General features: G+C 67.3%; 16 protein-coding genes and 2 tRNA genes. 7 read left to right on the top strand and 11 right to left on the bottom strand.

Translation table 11 applies throughout. The features are described from left to right. Window positions 1-28 precede the first annotated feature (28 nt). Window positions 29-1876 (top strand): glycoside hydrolase family 15 protein, encoded by a 1848-nt coding sequence (locus tag AC50YC_RS16030; RefSeq protein WP_494954286.1) that lies wholly within the window; start codon window positions 29-31, stop codon window positions 1874-1876. On the opposite strand, the gene AC50YC_RS16025 is transcribed toward AC50YC_RS16030, so the two are convergent. From AC50YC_RS16025 to AC50YC_RS16015, 3 genes are all read right to left on the bottom strand, one after another. Further along, complete coding sequence (locus tag AC50YC_RS16025; RefSeq protein WP_494954285.1) at window positions 1868-2563, bottom strand: haloacid dehalogenase type II; 696 nt, start codon at window positions 2561-2563, stop codon at window positions 1868-1870. The genes AC50YC_RS16030 and AC50YC_RS16025 overlap by 9 nt on opposite strands. Before the next feature lie 96 nt (window positions 2564-2659). Then, window positions 2660-3166: a hypothetical protein gene (locus tag AC50YC_RS16020; RefSeq protein ID WP_494954284.1), complete on the bottom strand. Its 507-nt coding sequence runs from the start codon at window positions 3164-3166 to the stop codon at window positions 2660-2662. Next, on the bottom strand, window positions 3163-4143 hold the full coding sequence (locus AC50YC_RS16015) for a 1-phosphofructokinase family hexose kinase (protein WP_494954283.1): 981 nt from the start codon (window positions 4141-4143) through the stop codon (window positions 3163-3165). Before AC50YC_RS16015 ends, AC50YC_RS16020 begins: the two co-directional genes overlap by 4 nt. Before the next feature lie 136 nt (window positions 4144-4279). Between AC50YC_RS16015 and ppk2 the strand changes: the two genes are divergently transcribed. Together ppk2 and AC50YC_RS16005 are read left to right on the top strand one after the other, a co-directional pair. Further along, the gene (gene ppk2 / locus AC50YC_RS16010; RefSeq protein WP_494954282.1) at window positions 4280-5191 is read left to right on the top strand and encodes a polyphosphate kinase 2; all 912 of its coding nucleotides are present in this window, start codon (window positions 4280-4282) and stop codon (window positions 5189-5191) included. Between the two features lie 66 nt (window positions 5192-5257). Further along, a complete protein-coding gene (locus AC50YC_RS16005; RefSeq protein WP_494954281.1) occupies window positions 5258-5962 on the top strand; it encodes an alpha/beta fold hydrolase in 705 nt (234 codons plus the stop codon). A gap of 9 nt (window positions 5963-5971) precedes the next feature. Here AC50YC_RS16005 and def read toward each other — a convergent pair whose 3' ends face one another. The 4 genes from def to orn form a co-directional block, all read right to left on the bottom strand. After that, the gene (gene def / locus AC50YC_RS16000) at window positions 5972-6544 is read right to left on the bottom strand and encodes a peptide deformylase (RefSeq protein WP_494954280.1); all 573 of its coding nucleotides are present in this window, start codon (window positions 6542-6544) and stop codon (window positions 5972-5974) included. Window positions 6545-6582: 38 nt separating this feature from the next. Beyond that, window positions 6583-7737, bottom strand: coding sequence for an acyl-CoA dehydrogenase family protein (locus AC50YC_RS15995; RefSeq protein ID WP_494954279.1), 1155 nt, complete (start codon window positions 7735-7737; stop codon window positions 6583-6585). 106 nt (window positions 7738-7843) lie between these two features. After that, window positions 7844-7916 (bottom strand) — tRNA-His (locus AC50YC_RS15990). Between the two features lie 177 nt (window positions 7917-8093). Beyond that, a complete protein-coding gene (orn, locus tag AC50YC_RS15985) occupies window positions 8094-8747 on the bottom strand; it encodes an oligoribonuclease (protein WP_494954278.1) in 654 nt (217 codons plus the stop codon). An 87-nt stretch (window positions 8748-8834) separates the two neighbouring features. Between orn and mptB the strand changes: the two genes are divergently transcribed. Continuing rightward, window positions 8835-10463 carry a polyprenol phosphomannose-dependent alpha 1,6 mannosyltransferase MptB gene (mptB, locus tag AC50YC_RS15980; RefSeq protein ID WP_494954277.1) on the top strand — a complete coding sequence of 543 codons (1629 nt, stop codon included), beginning with the start codon at window positions 8835-8837 and terminating at the stop codon, window positions 10461-10463. On the opposite strand, the gene AC50YC_RS15975 is transcribed toward mptB, so the two are convergent. Further along, on the bottom strand, window positions 10456-11136 hold the full coding sequence (locus AC50YC_RS15975) for a DNA alkylation repair protein (protein WP_494954276.1): 681 nt from the start codon (window positions 11134-11136) through the stop codon (window positions 10456-10458). The genes mptB and AC50YC_RS15975 overlap by 8 nt on opposite strands. A 44-nt stretch (window positions 11137-11180) precedes the next feature. Between AC50YC_RS15975 and map the strand changes: the two genes are divergently transcribed. After that, window positions 11181-11948: a type I methionyl aminopeptidase gene (gene map / locus AC50YC_RS15970; RefSeq protein ID WP_494954275.1), complete on the top strand. Its 768-nt coding sequence runs from the start codon at window positions 11181-11183 to the stop codon at window positions 11946-11948. A gap of 58 nt (window positions 11949-12006) precedes the next feature. Here the strand turns inward: map and AC50YC_RS15965 are convergent, their stop codons facing one another. From AC50YC_RS15965 to AC50YC_RS15955, 3 genes are all read right to left on the bottom strand, one after another. Further along, complete coding sequence (locus AC50YC_RS15965; protein WP_494954274.1) at window positions 12007-12519, bottom strand: GNAT family N-acetyltransferase; 513 nt, start codon at window positions 12517-12519, stop codon at window positions 12007-12009. Between the two features lie 25 nt (window positions 12520-12544). Next, on the bottom strand, window positions 12545-13087 hold the full coding sequence (locus AC50YC_RS15960) for a LapA family protein (RefSeq protein ID WP_494954273.1): 543 nt from the start codon (window positions 13085-13087) through the stop codon (window positions 12545-12547). Window positions 13088-13339: 252 nt separating this feature from the next. After that, window positions 13340-13415 (bottom strand) — tRNA-Arg (locus tag AC50YC_RS15955). Window positions 13416-13628: 213 nt separating this feature from the next. Here AC50YC_RS15955 and ssb point away from each other — a divergent pair. Together ssb and ettA are read left to right on the top strand one after the other, a co-directional pair. Continuing rightward, on the top strand, window positions 13629-14201 hold the full coding sequence (gene ssb / locus AC50YC_RS15950; protein ID WP_494954272.1) for a single-stranded DNA-binding protein: 573 nt from the start codon (window positions 13629-13631) through the stop codon (window positions 14199-14201). 131 nt (window positions 14202-14332) lie between these two features. Then, window positions 14333-16015: an energy-dependent translational throttle protein EttA gene (ettA, locus tag AC50YC_RS15945; protein WP_354174701.1), complete on the top strand. Its 1683-nt coding sequence runs from the start codon at window positions 14333-14335 to the stop codon at window positions 16013-16015. The last annotated feature ends 85 nt before the right edge of the window (window positions 16016-16100 follow it).

Below are 16100 nucleotides of genomic sequence, written 5' to 3'. Positions count from 1 at the left end.
CCGGACCGAGGACCAGGCAGGTGTGCCGATGACCAGTGAACCCATTGCCACCTACGGCATGCTCTCTGATTGCCGCTCCGCCGCGCTCGTGAGCGCCGCCGGGTCGGTGGATTGGTTGTGTTTGCCGCGTTTTGACAGCCCCTCGGTCTTCGGCCGGGTCCTGGGCGAGGATGCGGGGTTCTGGTCGATCCGGCCGGTGGGCGGGCACTCCTCGACCCGGCGCTACCTGGGCCCCACGATGGTGCTCGAGACGGTCCACACCACGGCCGGAGGCACCGTAGCGGTCACCGACGCCCTGGTGCTGGGGGAGGGGAACCGGGGCCACGAGCTCGGTGCCGGCGCCCCCGGAACCCTGCTGCGGCAGGTGGCATGCCTCGAAGGAGAGGTTGACGTCGAGATCATTCTCGAGCCCAGGCCGGAATACGGCCTGATCGTTCCTCTGCTCCACGGAACCGCAGAGGGGATCCTGGTCAGCGGCGGAGCCGACGTGCTGGCTTTCTCCACGCCGGTTCCGTTCGAGCTTGTCGGCGATGCCGCACGTGCCAGAGTGGTGCTCCGCGCCGGTGACGTTCTCGGGTTCGCCCTGCACCACCAGCACAGTTGGCGGGGGGAACCGTCATTCTGGAGCCAGGAGGAGATCGCCCGTCGGCTTGAGGACACGCTGGAGGGCTGGGGCAGCTGGTCACGGATGCACCAGAAGTACGTGGGTCCGTGGCAGGACCTGGTCGCGACCAGCGGCCGGATCCTGCAGGCGCTGACCTTTTATCCGACGGGCGCGATCGTCGCCGCCCCGACCACGTCCCTGCCCGAGGTGGCCGGCGGCACCCGGAACTGGGATTACCGGTACACGTGGATCCGGGACGCCAGCATGACCCTACAGGCGCTGTGGGTGGCCGCGTGCCCGGACGAGGCCGGCAAATTCTTCCAGTTCCTCGCGAGGGCGGCCGCCAGCCGGCTCAGCACCGGTGCCGAGCTGCAGATCATGTACGGCATCGGCGGTGAACGGGACCTGTCAGAACGCGAACTGGGCCACCTCCCGGGCTGGCGCCACAGCAGGCCGGTGCGGGTCGGCAACGGCGCCTGGAACCAGCGGCAGCTTGACGTCTACGGCGAACTCCTCGACGCTGCCGCCACCCTCCCGGATTATCTCAACGACATGGAACCCGGTACGCGGGTGTTCCTGGCCGACGCAGCTGACACCGCCGCATCGCGCTGGCAGTCCCAGGATCAAGGCATCTGGGAAGTTCGTGGCGCACCCCGGCACTACCTGCACTCAAAGCTGATGTGCTGGGTGGCCGTGGACCGGGCCATCGGCCTGGCCGGCGTCCTGGAAGCCAAAGACAGGGTTCCACACTGGACTCAGGCCCGGGCGCAGCTGGCCGAATCGATCCGGACGAACGGCTGGAACGACACCGCCGGCGCCTATACCCAGGCCTACGGCTCCGAGGACCTGGACGCGTCCGCGCTGATGCTTTCCATCGCCGGATGTATCCCGGCCGATGATCCCCGCATGCTGGCAACGATCGACGCCATCGAACACCGGCTCACCGACAGCCGGGGACTGGTGTACCGGTACCAGACCGACGACGGCCTTAGCGGGGAGGAGGGAACGTTCCTGCTGTGCACCTTCTGGCTGGCCCATGCCCTGGCCCTATCCGGACAGACCCGGCGCGCCCGCACCGTCTTCGAACGGGCCGCGGGATTCGCCACCGATCTGGGCCTGCTGGCCGAAGAAGTCGCCCCGGACAGCAGCGAGCTGCTCGGCAACTTCCCGCAGGCCTTCAGCCACATCGGCCTCGTCAACGCCGCCTGGGCAATCCGCACGGCCGAGGACAAGGGCCGGCCCCCTGGCGCCGGCGACGAGGACTCACCGTGACGGGTCCGGTTCCGGTGCGGCCAGCGCCGCGGGTAGTTCGGTCAGGGCGGTGATAGTGAACTCCGGAGCCTCGAAGTAACCCGGGTAAGCCGCTCCCGTCCGGTTCAGCCATGCCGTGCGCAACCCGGCACGGGCGGCGCCGTGGATGTCCCACGGATGGACGGCGACCAGCAGCAGGCCGGCCGGGTCTGCCCCGGAAGCGGCGGCGGCATATTCGTAGGATGCCCGGGCAGGCTTCCAGACGGGCGCGTCGTCAACCGAAAGCAACATCTCCAACTCGTCACGGATCCCCGCTTCGCGGAACAGCTTTTCCGCGATCTGGGCCGAGCCGTTGCTGAGTGTCATCAGCCGGAACCCGGCGGCGGAGAGTGCGCGGACCCCGGCCGGGACGTCCGGATGCACCCCGAGGCCAGCCAGGCCGGACATGACATGGTCGATCGCTGCGTCCAGAGGGCGGTCAATCTTCATCCCGGTCAGAAGCTGCCGGAGTACGTCCGCTCCGATGGCGGCGAATGATCCGTTATCCCCGCTGGCCGTGAGCGCGAAACCGTCGCGCAACAGCGTCGCGAACCACAGCTTCGCCAGTCCAGCCGGCGCTCCGATCTCGCTGAAGCGTTCCCCCATGGGGGACATATCGGAGAGGGTCTCGTTAACATCAAAGACAATGATGGGCAAAGCGGTGGTCATAGGTTCTCCCGGTGTCGGTGTGCAGGTCTCCCGTCCCAGTCTGCCGCCTCCGGCGGGGGCAGTATGTCGTCCCCCGGGAACCGGAACCGTGCCCGCTTAGATGACGAGCCTGACGGGGCCGGCGGTCTCCGGGCCGCCGCAGGCCTCGCTGCCACCCACCCGGGTCCAGCGCAGCTCCACTTCGCGCCGGGCCAGGACGCTTCCGTCGGCTGAATACGCCTTGATGGTCGCCGTCTTCGGGGACCTCATCATCAGGCTGACCTGCCACGTGCGGTCGTCGACCCGGGCCACGGTGAAGGGACTGTAGGGCCGCCCCGGGGGAGCCGGCTCAGCGGTGACCGCCAGGGTTGTGGCCGGCGCAGGCACGGCGCCCGGGCTGACCGAGGTCTCAGGAACGCGCACCGGGCCATCCGCGCGGACCGAGCAGACGCTTTCCGCGCAAAACTCGACCAGGCTGACCTGCTCAACGGCGCCGTCAAGCGAAACCGTGAGGGAGTTGAACCACGCAATGGCAGGGCAGGCGATGGGTACGGAACCGGAACAGCCCGCGGTTGACACTGCCAGCAGCAGCGCAACAGCCAGCCTGGCCGGTACCGCCTTCACCGTCCGGCACCCTCGTCCAGGGCCTGGGCCGTGAGCTGCGCTTCCAGCCGCTCCACGTCCTCGCGGTGGCAGAGCTCGGTGGCCAGGGTCGTCACCGTGGCGCTTCCGGCGGCGACGGCGGCCCGGAGCGCCTCTTCGAGGGTGCGGCCCTGGGCCATGCGGAGCACGAAGGCGGCCAGGAAGCTGTCGCCGGCTCCGACGGTGCTTCGTACCTGTACCTGCGGTACGGCCAGCCGCATAATCCCGGAGTTCGAGGCGAGCACGGCACCTTCCCCGCCCAGGGTCAGGGCGACATGTTCCGCGGAGCCGTCCGCAACCAGCGCGGCGGCGGCCTCGACCTGGCTTTCATCGCTCTCCAGAGTCGTCCCAAAGTGCAGCCCCAGCTCCCGTCGGCTCGGCTTCACCAGGAACACCCCTTCGGCGAGGGCCTCGGACAGTGCCGGCCCGGAGGCATCCACGATGCAGCGCGCATCATGGAGCCGTGCCAGCCGGGCCACCTGGGCGTAGAAGTCCTCCGGAACCCCCGGCGGAAGGCTTCCGCTGGCCACAACGTACCCGCCCACCGGAATCGAATCCGCTACCAGCGCCAGGCACAAACGCCACTCAGGCTCACTCAGCTCGGGGCCCTGGAGCACGAAGCGGAACTGCTTGCCCGTCGACGTCTCATCGACCGTGAAGTCCTCTCGGGTACTCCCTTGGATCGGCACGGCCAGGGTGGGCACGCGTTCGGCCTCGATGAGCCGGCGGTACGCTTCGCCGGTGGGTCCACCGGCGGTGTAGACCGCCAGGGTCCGGCCACCGAGTCGCTGCACCACCCGTGACACGTTGACTCCTCCGCCGCCCGGGTCGAGGCGGCTGGTGCCGCAGCGCAGCTTGTGGCCGCTGATGACCTGCTCGGTTGCGGTGCTGACGTCCAGGGCGGGGTTTACGGTGAGCGTAAGGATGGGCTGCATCGCCATCGGTCTGGGGGCTTCCATGGCCCAAGCATAGGAGCATGGCGTTGCCGGTGTCCCCGGGCAGGACGTCCCCTTGTCTGCAGTCGGCCGCTCCGCAAGAATGGGCGCGGCAGGACTGGCGACACGAATGTCCGCCGCTACGAGTGGAACGGGAACCATGGCACATCGCAAGGACGGCGCCGGCAAGGACGGCGCCGGCAAGGACGGCGCCGGCAAGGTAAAGACAGGCCGGAAGGGCGGCAAGGGGCGCGCCTCGAGACGCCCAGGGCGGTTGCCCCTGAGCGTTTACGAGGCCGAACTCTTCCGGCTCCAGGCCGAGCTCGTCGCGCTGCAGGAATGGGTCCGCAGCACGGGGGCGCGGGTGCTGGTGATCTTTGAGGGACGCGATGCCGCCGGCAAGGGCAGTGCGATCAAGAGGCTCACGGAGTACCTGAATCCGCGCGTCGCCCGCATCGTCGCGTTGCCGTCCCCGACGGAGCGGCAGCGGGGTGAATGGTATTTCCAGCGCTACGTGCAGCATCTGCCCGCTGCGGGGGAGATCGTGCTGATGGACCGCTCCTGGTACAACCGGGCCGGCGTCGAACATGTGATGGGCTTCTGCACACCCGCGGAGCACAAGCGCTTCATGGCCCAGTGCCCGGTCTTTGAGCGCCTCCTGGTCCAGGACGGCATCCTGCTCTTCAAATACTGGTTCTCGATCAGCCACGCGGAACAGGAACGGCGCTTCAAGTCCCGGCTGGATGATCCGATGCGGCAATGGAAACTTTCGCCGATGGACCGGGAAGCGATCCTCCGCTGGGAGGACTACTCCCGGGCCAAGGACGACATGTTTATGCAGACCGATACAGCCGAATCGCCCTGGTACGTGGTTGAGGCGGAGGACAAACGACGGGCCCGGATCAACATGATCGCCCATCTGCTCTCCAGCATCGACTACACCGAAGTCCGGACGGAGCAGGTGACTTTGCCGGAACGGCCCAAGGCCGTCAACTACACGCGCCCGCCGCGGGAGTTGTTCCGGTACGTCCCGGATCACGCCTCGATCCTGCAGAAATCCAGCGACGAATAGCCCGGCGGGCGAAAAATCCTCTGCCGGAGCGGTGCCGCCCGCGGTCCGGGCGGGTAGGGTACCGGCATGGACATCATCCTGGTTCCCGGATTCTGGTTGGACGCCTCCTCGTGGGAGGAGGTGACTCCGCCGCTCGCCGCCGCCGGGCATCAGGTCCACCCGCTGACCCTGCCCGGGCTGGAATCGGCCCACGCGCCCCGGGCCGGCATTGGCCTGCGCACCCACATCGACGCCGTCGTGGCCAAGATCGACACGTTCGATGACCCGGTGGTCCTGGTCGGCCATTCGGGCGGCGGTGCCGTCATTCATGGCGCCGTCGACGCCCGCCCGGACCGGGTGGCCCGGGCCATCTACGTTGACAGCGGTCCGCTCGGCGAGGGCGGCGTCATCAACGACGAACTTCCGGAGGACGGCGACGACGTGCCGCTCCCGCCCTGGGAGCTGTTCGAGGATGAAGACCTTACCGACCTCAACGAGGAGCTGCGGGCCATGTTCAGGGCCCGCGCCGTCCCGCAGCCCAAGGGCGTGGCCCAGGACCAGCAGCGGCTGCACGACGAGGCCCGCTTCGACGTCCCGGCCACCGTCATCGCCTGCGAGTTCCCGTCCGCCATGCTGATCGAAATGATCGGGGCCGGGCACCCGTACGTCGCGGAGCTCGGCCGCGTCCGCGAGGTCGACTACGTGGACCTGCCCACCGGGCACTGGCCGCAGTTCACCAAGCCGGCCGAACTCGGGGCGGCGATCCTCGCCGCCGTCGACCGGGAGAGGTGAGCCCGGACCCTAGTGTCCGAAGGGGTCCGGGTCCACGCCCGGCATCCACGTCAGGCCGGGGACGCCCCAGCCGCTCTTCTTGGCCTGTTTCATGGCCTTGCGGCCGTAACGGTCGATCAGCCGGTTGACGTAGAGCTTGCCGTCCAAGTGGTCGGATTCGTGTTGGATCACCCGGGCGAACCAGCCCGTCGCCTCGAAATCGACCGGGTTGCCGTCCCCGTCGAAGCCCTGCACCCGGGCCCACTCCGCGCGTTTGAGCGGGTACTGCCCGCCGGGGAAGGACAGGCAGCCTTCCTCTTCCTCGTCCGGATCCGGCAGCGCCCCGGAAATCTTCGAGAGGGTCAGCACCGGGTTGACCACGACGCCGGACGGCGGGGCGCCGTCGTCGTTGTCGTATTTGTAGATAAACAGCCGTTTGCCCACCCCGACCTGGGGCGCAGCGAGACCGACGCCGTTGGCGGCGTCGTTGGTCTCGAACATGTCGGCGATCAGGGCCCGGAGCTCGTCGTCGAAGACTTCAACCTCGGCAGCCCGACGGTGCAGTACGGGCTCGCCCCAGATTGTGATGGGCAGAACGGTCATGTCAGTGAAGTTCCTCTGGTGCTGTGTTGAGCGGCGGGTCAGTCGGCGATGGTGCGGCCGACGACGTCGCGCATGATTTCGTTGGTGCCGCCGAAGATGGTCAGCAGCCGGGCCGCCAGGAAGGCCTGCGCCACGGGGTATTCCAGGATGTACCCGTAGCCGCCGTGCAGCTGGAGGCAGCGGTCCGTGACGGACTTGGCGCGCTCGGACGCCCACAGCTTGGCGCGGGCGGCGGAGGCGGCGTCGAGCTCTCCGGCGTTGAAGGCGCGGATGGCCTGGTCGACGTAGGTCTCGGTGACCTCGACCTCGGTCAGGATGTCGGCCAGTTCGAAACGGCTGTTCTGGAAGTCGATGATCCGCTCCCCGAAGGCGTTGCGGTCCTTCGTGTAGCGGACGGTCTCCTCGTAGATGGCGCGGACGACGGCAGAGCTTGCCACCGCGATCGCGAGCCGGCCCTGGGGGAGCTGCTCGGCCGCGTACTGCAGGCCTTTGCCCTCCTCGCCGACGAGGTCGGCATGCGGAACCCGGACGTTGTCGAAGAACAGTTCCGCGGTATCCGAGGCCTTGAGGCCCATCTTGTCCAGCTGCTTGCCGGTGTTGTAGCCCTCGCCCTTTTGGACCATGAACAGGGAGAAGGAGTTGGTGTTTCCGCGGCCGCTGCCGCCGTCGGTGCGGGCCAGGACCAGGGACGCGTCGCCGGAGATGCCGTTGCCGATGAAGGTCTTCTGGCCGCTGATCAGCCAGTCGTCACCGTCACGCACCGCCTTGGTGCGGATGCCGCGGAGGTCCGAACCCGCGCCCGGCTCGGTCCAGGCGATCGAGGTGACCTTCTCACCGGAAACCATGCCGGGAAGCCAGCGGCCCTTGAGGTCCTCTGATCCGTACGCCAGAACGTGGGGGAGGACCATGTCATCGTGCAGGTGGAAGGCCAGGCCCACCGCGAGGTGGTTGCTCCGGGCGAACTCCTCGTCCAGCACGGCGCGGAAGCGGTAGTCGTTCATGCCCATGCCGCCGAAGTCCTCCGGAACGGCCAGGCCCAGCAGGCCCTGCTCGCCGGCCGCCGTCCACAGCCCGCGGGACATCAGATGGTCCTGGTCCCACTGGGCGTAGTGCGGTGCCACGGCGCGGGTGTTGAACTCGGCAGCCATCGCACGGAACATCTCGTGGTCTTCTTCAAAAAGCGTGCGCTTCATTGCGGTTCCTTCCGCTGACGGTTCCATGGACAGACAACAAAGGCCGCACCGGATATCCGGTACGGCCTTCGTCTAAGGTCGGACAATTACTGCCGTCCTTCATGAGGGTGAGCGACGGGGGTTGAACCCGCGACCTCCTGGACCACAACCAGGCGCTCTGCCAACTGAGCTACGCCCACCATGTGCCCTGTCATGCCTTCCGGCGAACCGGCTGGCTGAAAAGGCAACGACAAATAGCTTACCTGCTCTTCGGGGCTGCTTTTGCCACTTTTCGGGTTTTCGCCAAAATTTTCCGCAAACGTGGCGCAGATTACTCCCCAAGGTCCTGCGAGGTCAGCTGCCAGGCAGCCCGGGCGCTACTGCGCCGGGGTCCCGGAGGGAGCCTCGGCCGCCGCCGGTTCGTCCGCCGTTCCCATGACTTTTTTGGCGATCCGCTGCGCCGTGGCACTGTCCGGCCCCGGTGCGGGGACAAAGACGGCCTCGCGGTAGTAGCGGAGCTCGTCGATGGAGTCCTGAATGTCGCCGAGGGCCCGGTGGCCGCCGAGCTTGGCGGGAGACTGGAAGTAGGCCCGCGCGTACCAGCGCCGGGAAAGTTCCTTGATGGTGCTCACGTCGATGACCCGGTAGTGCAGGTGCTCCACGAGTTCCGGCATGTCACGGACCAGGAAGACCCGGTCGGTTCCCACCGAGTTGCCGCCAAGTGGTGCCTTCTTGGGGTCCGGGACCCACTTCTTGATGTAGTCCAGGACGATGCTCTGGGCCTCCGCCATGGTCTTGCCGTGGGGGAGTTCCGCCAGCAGGCCGGAGCGGGTGTGCATGTCGCGGACGAAGTCGTTCATCTGCGCCAGCGCGGCGTCATCGGGCTTGATGACGACGTCGACCCCGTCGCCGAGGATATTGAGCTCCGAGTCCGTCACCAGCGCCGCCACCTCAATGAGGGCGTCGTTAATGGTGTCCAGGCCGGTCATTTCGCAGTCGATCCAGACGATGCGTTCATTAGATATAGGCACGCGCCCAGCCTACCGTTTCGTCGCCGCTGGGCGGTCCGATGCTAGGATTTCGGGTACGCGGCCGGCGATTTTTTTCGTCATCGCGGCGTGCCCCGGGCCGGTTCACACGGCCGGCAAAGGGCGGCAGAAGAGCCCCACAACAGATTGGACGATCCTGAGATGACGGTGCCTGTGCCTGTGGCGGGTAAGACGGCTGCCGGCACGTCCCCGGCGGCAACTGCTGCTGAGGTGGACAATGCCCGTTCACCGCTGCTGGCGGGATTCATCGGCTCTCTCCTGATGGCGATCGGTTCCCTCGGCGTGGGCTGGCTCGCGCCGGCCTCAGAACTCCGCCGCATCCCACTGTTCATCTGGATGCGTACCGAAGCCGTCGGCGTCGCCCTGTGCATTGTGCTGCTGGCCGTCGGCGGGATGCTGCTCGTCCGCGCCTGGCTCAGGCTCGGCCAGCGCGTGCGGGTCTGGGGAGCAGAGGCCCGCAAGGCCACCCTGCAGGCGGTTGTCCTGTGGGGGCTGCCGCTGATGTTCTCCGTGCCGCTGTTCAGCCGCGACGTCTATGCCTATATCGGGCAGGGGCGCCTGATGGTGGAGGGCTTCAACCCCTACGAGAACGGCATCTCCGCGCTGTCGAACTATTTCCAGCTTGGTGCCGACAAGATGTGGACCGAGGCGCCCGTGCCCTACGGACAGCTCTTCCTCTGGATCGAGCAGTTCGTCGTCTGGTCCACGAACGTGCACCCCGAAGCCAGCATCATGCTGTTCCGCCTCGCCGCGCTGGTGGGAATCGTGCTGTGCATCGTCTACGTGCCCAAGCTCGCCGAACTGCACGGCGTCAACCCGCACCGCGCCCTGTGGCTGACCGCCGCCAACCCGCTCTTCCTCACCAACTTCATCGCCAGCGTCCACAATGACGCCCTGATGATCGGCCTGGCCCTGGCCGGGCTGTACTACTGCGCCACCCGGCGGGTCATCCTCGGCCTGGTCCTGGTGACACTGTCCATCTCGGTTAAACCCATTACGATCGTCTTCCTGCCCTTCATCGGCCTGCTGTGGGCAGGAAAAAACGCCAGCTGGCCGCGGAAGTTCGTTTTCTGGGGGCTCACCGCCGGGATCAGCCTGGCCCTGCTCTACGCCATGAGCATGGTCAACGGTTTCGGCTTCGGCTGGATCAACGGCCTCTCCGCCCCGGGCAGCATCTGGATCTGGTACGCCCCGGTGGGGCTGCTGGGCCTGGTGGTCGCTTCCATCTTCAACGCTTTCGGACTCGACGGCTGGGGGCTGGCGAAGTGGGTGTACGACGCCGGCAAGCTGCTGGCGCTCGGCATCATCGCGTGGCAGATCTTCCGCGGCGACTACGACCGGCTGATCCGCCGTCTCACGCTGGCGTTCGCCGCCGTCGTCGTCCTGGCCCCGATGATCCAGTCCTGGTACGTCGTTTGGCTCATCCCGCTCTTCGCCGTCACCGGCATCCGGGACGACTGGCAGGTCAAGGCCCTCTACTTCATCGTGTCGTTCTTCATGGTGTACGCGATCTCGGACCAGCTGGAAGTGTTCCCCTACCTGCAGACCGCTGATCTCGGCCTGGCCCTGGCCCTGGCCCGCAACGCCGCCGCGATCATTGCCCTGCTCTTCGCCCTCTACCTGATCTTCCTCGACCCCAAGACCAAGCTGCTCTTCAGCAAGTCCGAGGAACCCGTCACCACCCGCCCGGTTATCTGAGTTTCCGCAGGGCTTCCCGGCGGGAGAGCGTACTTGGTGCCTCGCCGTGCCGCGCCGCGAAGTTCCGGACCCAGTCCGGATCCGTGGCGGCGTAGTCACGCAGGGCCCAGCCGATCGCCTTCCTGATAAAGAACTCGCTGTCGGCCAGGTTGGGTTCGATGACGGCAGCGAGCAGGGCAGGGTCCGTCGCGGACTTGGCGCCCAGCTGGGCGGTGATGGCGGCCCTCCGGATCCAGAAATCCGCGTCGGTGCTCCAGCGGCGGAGCACGGTGGACATGTCCTCCCGGTGCGCCTGCAGCAGCCCGCAGAGCCGGTGCGAGACCCCGTCCACCACGTCCCACCAGGCGCCGCTGCGGATGATCTCCTCGTACAGCGGCAGCATGCCCATCTCACCGCGTGCCAGATTCAGGCCCGTGAGGTCGATGGCCGCATAGCGTTCCTCCCGCCAGCTTGCGCCGCGCCACAGCTCCAGCACGGTGGACTGCAAGTCGTTGAGCGAACCGGGAGGCAACTCTGTGGCGGCGGCCTTGACGATCCGCCGGACCTGGGGAACCCGGACGCCCAGCGATGGCATCACGGACTTCAGGTAGGCCTGCGCCCCCGCGGCCCGGGCAGGATCGGTGGCGGCCTGCAGCCCAGACCGGATCGCGGATATCAGTTCAGCGTTGGCCATGGGGCAACTTTAGCCACGCTCCGGCTGGCCCTAGAGTTGAAGGCATGTCGATGATCAAGAGTCCCGCCGAAATTGCCCTGATGCGCGAAGCCGGCAGGGTGGTGGCAAACACGCTGGAACGTGTCCGGGCGGCCGCCGCCGTCGACGTGTCCCTGAAGGAACTGGACGAGCTGGCCGCGGCGACGATTTCCGCCGCCGGAGCGACGCCGGCCTTCCTGAACTACAAGCCGCGGTGGGCTTCGGTGCCATTTCCCGGGGTGATCTGCACGTCCGTCAATGACGCCGTGGTGCACGGCATTCCCAATGACTACCGGCTCCAGGACGGCGACCTGCTTAGCGTGGACTGCGGCGCGTTCCTCGAAGGCTGGTGCGGGGACGCAGCGATCAGCTTCATCGTGGGGACTGCCGACCCGGTGGACCAGGCCCTGATCGACGCCACCGACGCCGCGCTGGCCCGCGGCATCGAGGCTGCCCGGATCGGGAACAAGATGGGGGACCTGGGGTACGCGATCGGCGGGGCATCACGCCGCGCCGGCTACGCGCTGCTGGCGGACCACGGCGGCCACGGGATCGGCAAAACCATGCACGCCGAACCGCACGTCCCCAACGACGGCCGGCCCGGCCGCGGCATCAAGCTGACGGAGGGGCTGGTCATCGCGATCGAGCCAATGCTTATCCTGGGCGGCAAGGACGACTACTTCCACGACGACGACGAATGGACCCTCCGCTCGGCCAGCGGCCGCCGCGCGGCCCACAGTGAGCACACCGTGGCCATCACGAAGGACGGGCCGGTCATCCTGACCCTGCCGTAGGGGCCCGTGGCGGCGCCCGGCCGGACTGCGTTTGGGGGACGGCACTGAACGGACGGCACTAGGCGGACGGCTTAGTGCCGCCCTTCCGGGTCGCCGTCAGGCGGACGACGGCCCGGCCGGGCACCGCATCGCTGACCACGTCGAAGCCGGCCGCGAGCAGCGCCCGGGCCACGCCGGTGCGGCGCTGGCCGGGGGAGACCACAAAACAACTCACGGACCACACCCGGTCCGTGCCGGGATCCCGGACGGCCTCAGGAGCCGCCGCCGACAGAACCTTTGAGCGCAGGATCCTGGGATAGCAGCTGCGGGGCTCGACGGCGCACCAGCCCACCGGATTCCCGCCGCGGAAGGCCAGCACCCCCGGCGCCGAGTCGCCGCCGTCGAACTTGGCCCGCAACTGGGCCTTGCGCTGCTCCGGGGACGACGCCGCCCAGTCCGTTCCGGTCAGGGCGAAGAACCGGCACCAGCAGCGCGATGGCTCGCCCCGGACGCCGAAGAGGCGCTCGACGTCGGGCCAGTCCGCCGCGGCGGTCGTGAGGGCTGCCTGCGCCCGGGGTTCTGATTCGACCATGGCAAGAGATCAGCGCCCGCCGGCTTCAGCGCGTGCGGGTTCCGTTTCCTGCTGTCCGGCTGACGCGCTGACGATGAGCGGCGAGCCGCAGCTGAATGATGCGGGCGGCCCCGGCGATGGCGACGAGCACCCCGCCCCCGACGGCGGCGATGAACAGTGCAATGCCCAGCGGCACGGAACCTTCGAGGCCAAAGAATTTCACCAGCACATAATCCTGGTTCTGCAGGATGAAGGCGATGAGCAGGATCAGCACCACCAGTCCGCCGGCAACCGCGACCCAGACCATACCGGCACGGGTCACCTGGCGCGGCTCCGCGGCGGGCGCGGGCGTTTCTGGCGCCTCGGCACGGGGAGTTTCCTCGCCCGGCGCCGGCGCCGGCGTTGCGGCCGCCGGAGCCCTGGACACTAAATCGGTGCTGCCTACCGGGACTGCGTTCTGGTGGTCCCCCTCGGCGGACCCGGACGGGACGTCGGCCGCTCCCGGGTACTGGCCTGCCGTCCCAGGGTGCTGGGTGGGGGACGCGTCGTTGGGATCCTGGGGGTCAAATCCGCGGGGTGTCTGGGTCATGGCGGCCGTACCTTTCAGTTGCGGGCAGGGCGCACGGGATGTCCTCGGTGTCCTGCCTGTCCACTCCATACTAAGTGTGCTGACGGCTGACGGGTGGTGACGCGCGCGGAAGGTGCTGCAGCAACACTCATGACCAGGGAAAAGGTTGAGTTCGGCGGCATCCGTGCCCTTCGCGGGTCAGGCTTCGAGCCGATGCCCGTCGTGGCCGCGGCTCTGGTCTGCGGAATAATCCGGCAGACCAGAGCCGGACTCTGGTGCCCCAGGAGGGAATCGAACCCCCGACCGGCGGATTAGAAGGCCGCTGCTCTATCCCCTGAGCTACTGGGGCATACCGGCGTACCTGCCCGGCTGCTGCCGGGGGACGCCTCAAAAAGCTTACCGTGCCCTGCGGCTGTCCGGCGTCAGGAACGCCCGCCTGCCCTCCCGCGGTTGCCCGGGGCCGGTTATCCACATGGCGCACCTGGCCCGTCGCGGAAGGCCGTCCCTGACGCGAAGCTGAAAGAGCCTGCTAGGGCACGACATTTCGAGACAGGACATGAGCATGAGTGACAACATCACGGTCCGTGGCTTCGTCGCCACGGAGCCCACGAGTTCGACGACGCCCGGCGGTGTGGCGACGGCGACCTTCCGGCTGGGTTCCACCGAACGGCGCTTCGACCGCGCCACGAACGCCTGGATTGACGGGAACACTAATTGGTTCAGGGTCCAGGGCTACCGGCAATTGGCCGGAAACATCAGTTGCAGCGTCAAGAAGGGCCAGAAGGTCATCGTCGTCGGACGGCTCAAGTTGAGGAGCTGGGAACATGACGGCCGGACCTATTACGCGGCTGAAATCGAGGCCGGCTCTGTTGGCCACGACCTCAGGTGGGGTTCCGCCAATTACATCCGCACGGCCGGCAACGGGCCCCAGGCTGCTGCCAGTCCAGACGGCTCGGGAGCGGCCTCCCCGGACGGAAACCGCGAGGGGGACCAGGAGGACGAGCCGCTCCACGAGGAGCCCGACGACAACGAAGGCGACGAGCCCACAGTCCACACTGTCTTCATTGATGACATCAGCGGCGAGGCGGAGGAGCTCGACGAGGAGACGGGCGAGCTGAAAGGGGCGGCCGCCTGAGGGGCCGCGGGATTTCTGAACCGCCCGGCGTCGGCGTCGCACCTCGCGGGGCCGGCTCCGGGCCGTGGCAGGTGGTGGATGCCGACGGCAAGAATGTGAGTTATCCCGGCGGAACCACTAGATTTGTAGGCATGGCGGAATTTATCTACACAATGACCAAGGCCCGCAAGGCCGTTGGCGAAAAACTTATCCTCGACGACGTAAGCATGTCCTTCTTCCCGGGGGCCAAGATTGGCGTTGTCGGCCCGAATGGTGCAGGTAAGTCCACCATTCTCAAGATCATGGCCGGACTGGACACGCCCTCAAACGGTGAGGCCCGGCTCAGCCCCGGCTACACGGTCGGCATCCTGCTGCAGGAACCGCCGCTGAACGAGGACAAGACCGTCCTGGGCAATGTCCAGGAAGGCGTCGGTGAGATCATCGGCAAGATCCAGCGCTTCAATGAAATTTCCGAAGAGATGGCCAGCCCTGACGCTGACTACGATGTCCTCCTTGAGGAAATGGGCCAGCTGCAGGAAGCGATCGACGCCGCCGATGCCTGGGACCTCGATTCCCAGCTCGAGCAGGCCATGGACGCCCTCCGCTGCCCGCCGCCGGAAGCCGATGTCACCCTGCTCTCCGGTGGTGAGCGACGCCGCGTCGCACTCTGCAAGCTCCTGCTCCAGAAGCCGGACCTGCTGCTCCTCGACGAGCCCACCAACCACCTCGACGCCGAGAGCGTGCTTTGGCTCGAGCAGCACCTCTCCAGCTACCCGGGCGCTGTCCTCGCCGTCACCCACGACCGGTACTTCCTCGACCACGTTGCCGAGTGGATCGCCGAAGTGGACCGCGGCCACCTGTACCCGTATGAGGGCAACTACTCCACGTACCTCGAGAAGAAGCGCGCCCGCCTGGAAGTCCAGGGCAAGAAGGACGCCAAGCAGGCCAAGCGCCTCACCGAGGAACTCGAATGGGTCCGTTCCAACGCCAAGGGCCGCCAGACCAAGTCCAAGGCCCGTCTGGCCCGCTACGAGGAAATGGCTGCCGAAGCCGACCGCACCCGCAAGCTGGACTTCGAAGAGATCCAGATCCCGCCGGGACCGCGCCTGGGCGGCCTCGTCCTCGAGGCAAAGAACCTGCAGAAGGGCTTCGAGGACCGCACCCTGATCGACGGGCTGTCCTTCACCCTGCCGCGCAACGGCATCGTCGGTGTCATCGGCCCGAACGGCGTCGGCAAGACCACCTTGTTCAAGACCATCGTCGGGCTCGAGCCCCTCGACGGCGGCGAGCTCAAGATCGGTGACTCCGTCAAGATTTCCTACGCGGACCAGAGCCGCGGCGGCATCGACCCGAACAAAACCCTGTGGGAGGTTGTCTCCGACGGCCTCGACTACATCCAGGTCGGCCACGTCGAAATGCCGTCCCGTGCCTACGTCGCCGCCTTCGGCTTCAAGGGCCCAGACCAGCAGAAGAAAGCCGGGGTGCTCTCCGGTGGTGAGCGCAACCGCCTGAACCTCGCCTTGACCCTCAAACAGGGCGGAAACCTGCTGCTCCTCGATGAGCCGACTAACGACCTCGACGTCGAGACCCTCAGCAGCCTCGAAAACGCCCTGCTCGAATTCCCGGGCTGCGCCGTTGTGGTCTCGCACGACCGCTGGTTCCTGGACCGGGTGGCCACCCACATCCTCGCCTACGAAGGCGACGAGGAGAACCCCTCGAAGTGGTACTGGTTCGAGGGCAACTTCGAATCCTACGAGGAGAACAAGGTCGAGCGCCTGGGACCGGATGCCGCCAAACCGCACCGCGTGACCCACCGCCGCCTCACCCGCGACTAAGCCCGCGAGGCGCAGAGCGGAAAAGTGAAGGCCGGCTCCCCACAGGGGAGCCGGCCTTCTCGCATGTAACCAGCCACCACGCTCA

The sequence above is a fragment of the Pseudarthrobacter sp. MDT1-56 genome (genome assembly GCF_059383555.1).
Note: the sequence above shows the minus strand (reverse complement) of the source record. Positions and strands in the feature narration are given on the sequence as shown.

Coding starts and splice junctions, on each gene's coding strand:
- AC50YC_RS16030 (WP_494954286.1), top strand. CDS start 29: ATGACCAGTGAACCCATTGCCACCTACGGCATGCTCTCTGATTGCCGC.
- AC50YC_RS16025 (WP_494954285.1), bottom strand. CDS start 2,563: ATGACCACCGCTTTGCCCATCATTGTCTTTGATGTTAACGAGACCCTC.
- AC50YC_RS16015 (WP_494954283.1), bottom strand. CDS start 4,143: ATGGAAGCCCCCAGACCGATGGCGATGCAGCCCATCCTTACGCTCACC.
- ppk2 (WP_494954282.1), top strand. CDS start 4,280: ATGGCACATCGCAAGGACGGCGCCGGCAAGGACGGCGCCGGCAAGGAC.
- AC50YC_RS16005 (WP_494954281.1), top strand. CDS start 5,258: ATGGACATCATCCTGGTTCCCGGATTCTGGTTGGACGCCTCCTCGTGG.
- def (WP_494954280.1), bottom strand. CDS start 6,544: ATGACCGTTCTGCCCATCACAATCTGGGGCGAGCCCGTACTGCACCGT.
- AC50YC_RS15995 (WP_494954279.1), bottom strand. CDS start 7,737: ATGAAGCGCACGCTTTTTGAAGAAGACCACGAGATGTTCCGTGCGATG.
- AC50YC_RS15975 (WP_494954276.1), bottom strand. CDS start 11,136: ATGGCCAACGCTGAACTGATATCCGCGATCCGGTCTGGGCTGCAGGCC.
- map (WP_494954275.1), top strand. CDS start 11,181: ATGTCGATGATCAAGAGTCCCGCCGAAATTGCCCTGATGCGCGAAGCC.
- AC50YC_RS15965 (WP_494954274.1), bottom strand. CDS start 12,519: ATGGTCGAATCAGAACCCCGGGCGCAGGCAGCCCTCACGACCGCCGCG.
- AC50YC_RS15960 (WP_494954273.1), bottom strand. CDS start 13,087: ATGACCCAGACACCCCGCGGATTTGACCCCCAGGATCCCAACGACGCG.
- ssb (WP_494954272.1), top strand. CDS start 13,629: ATGAGTGACAACATCACGGTCCGTGGCTTCGTCGCCACGGAGCCCACG.
- ettA (WP_354174701.1), top strand. CDS start 14,333: ATGGCGGAATTTATCTACACAATGACCAAGGCCCGCAAGGCCGTTGGC.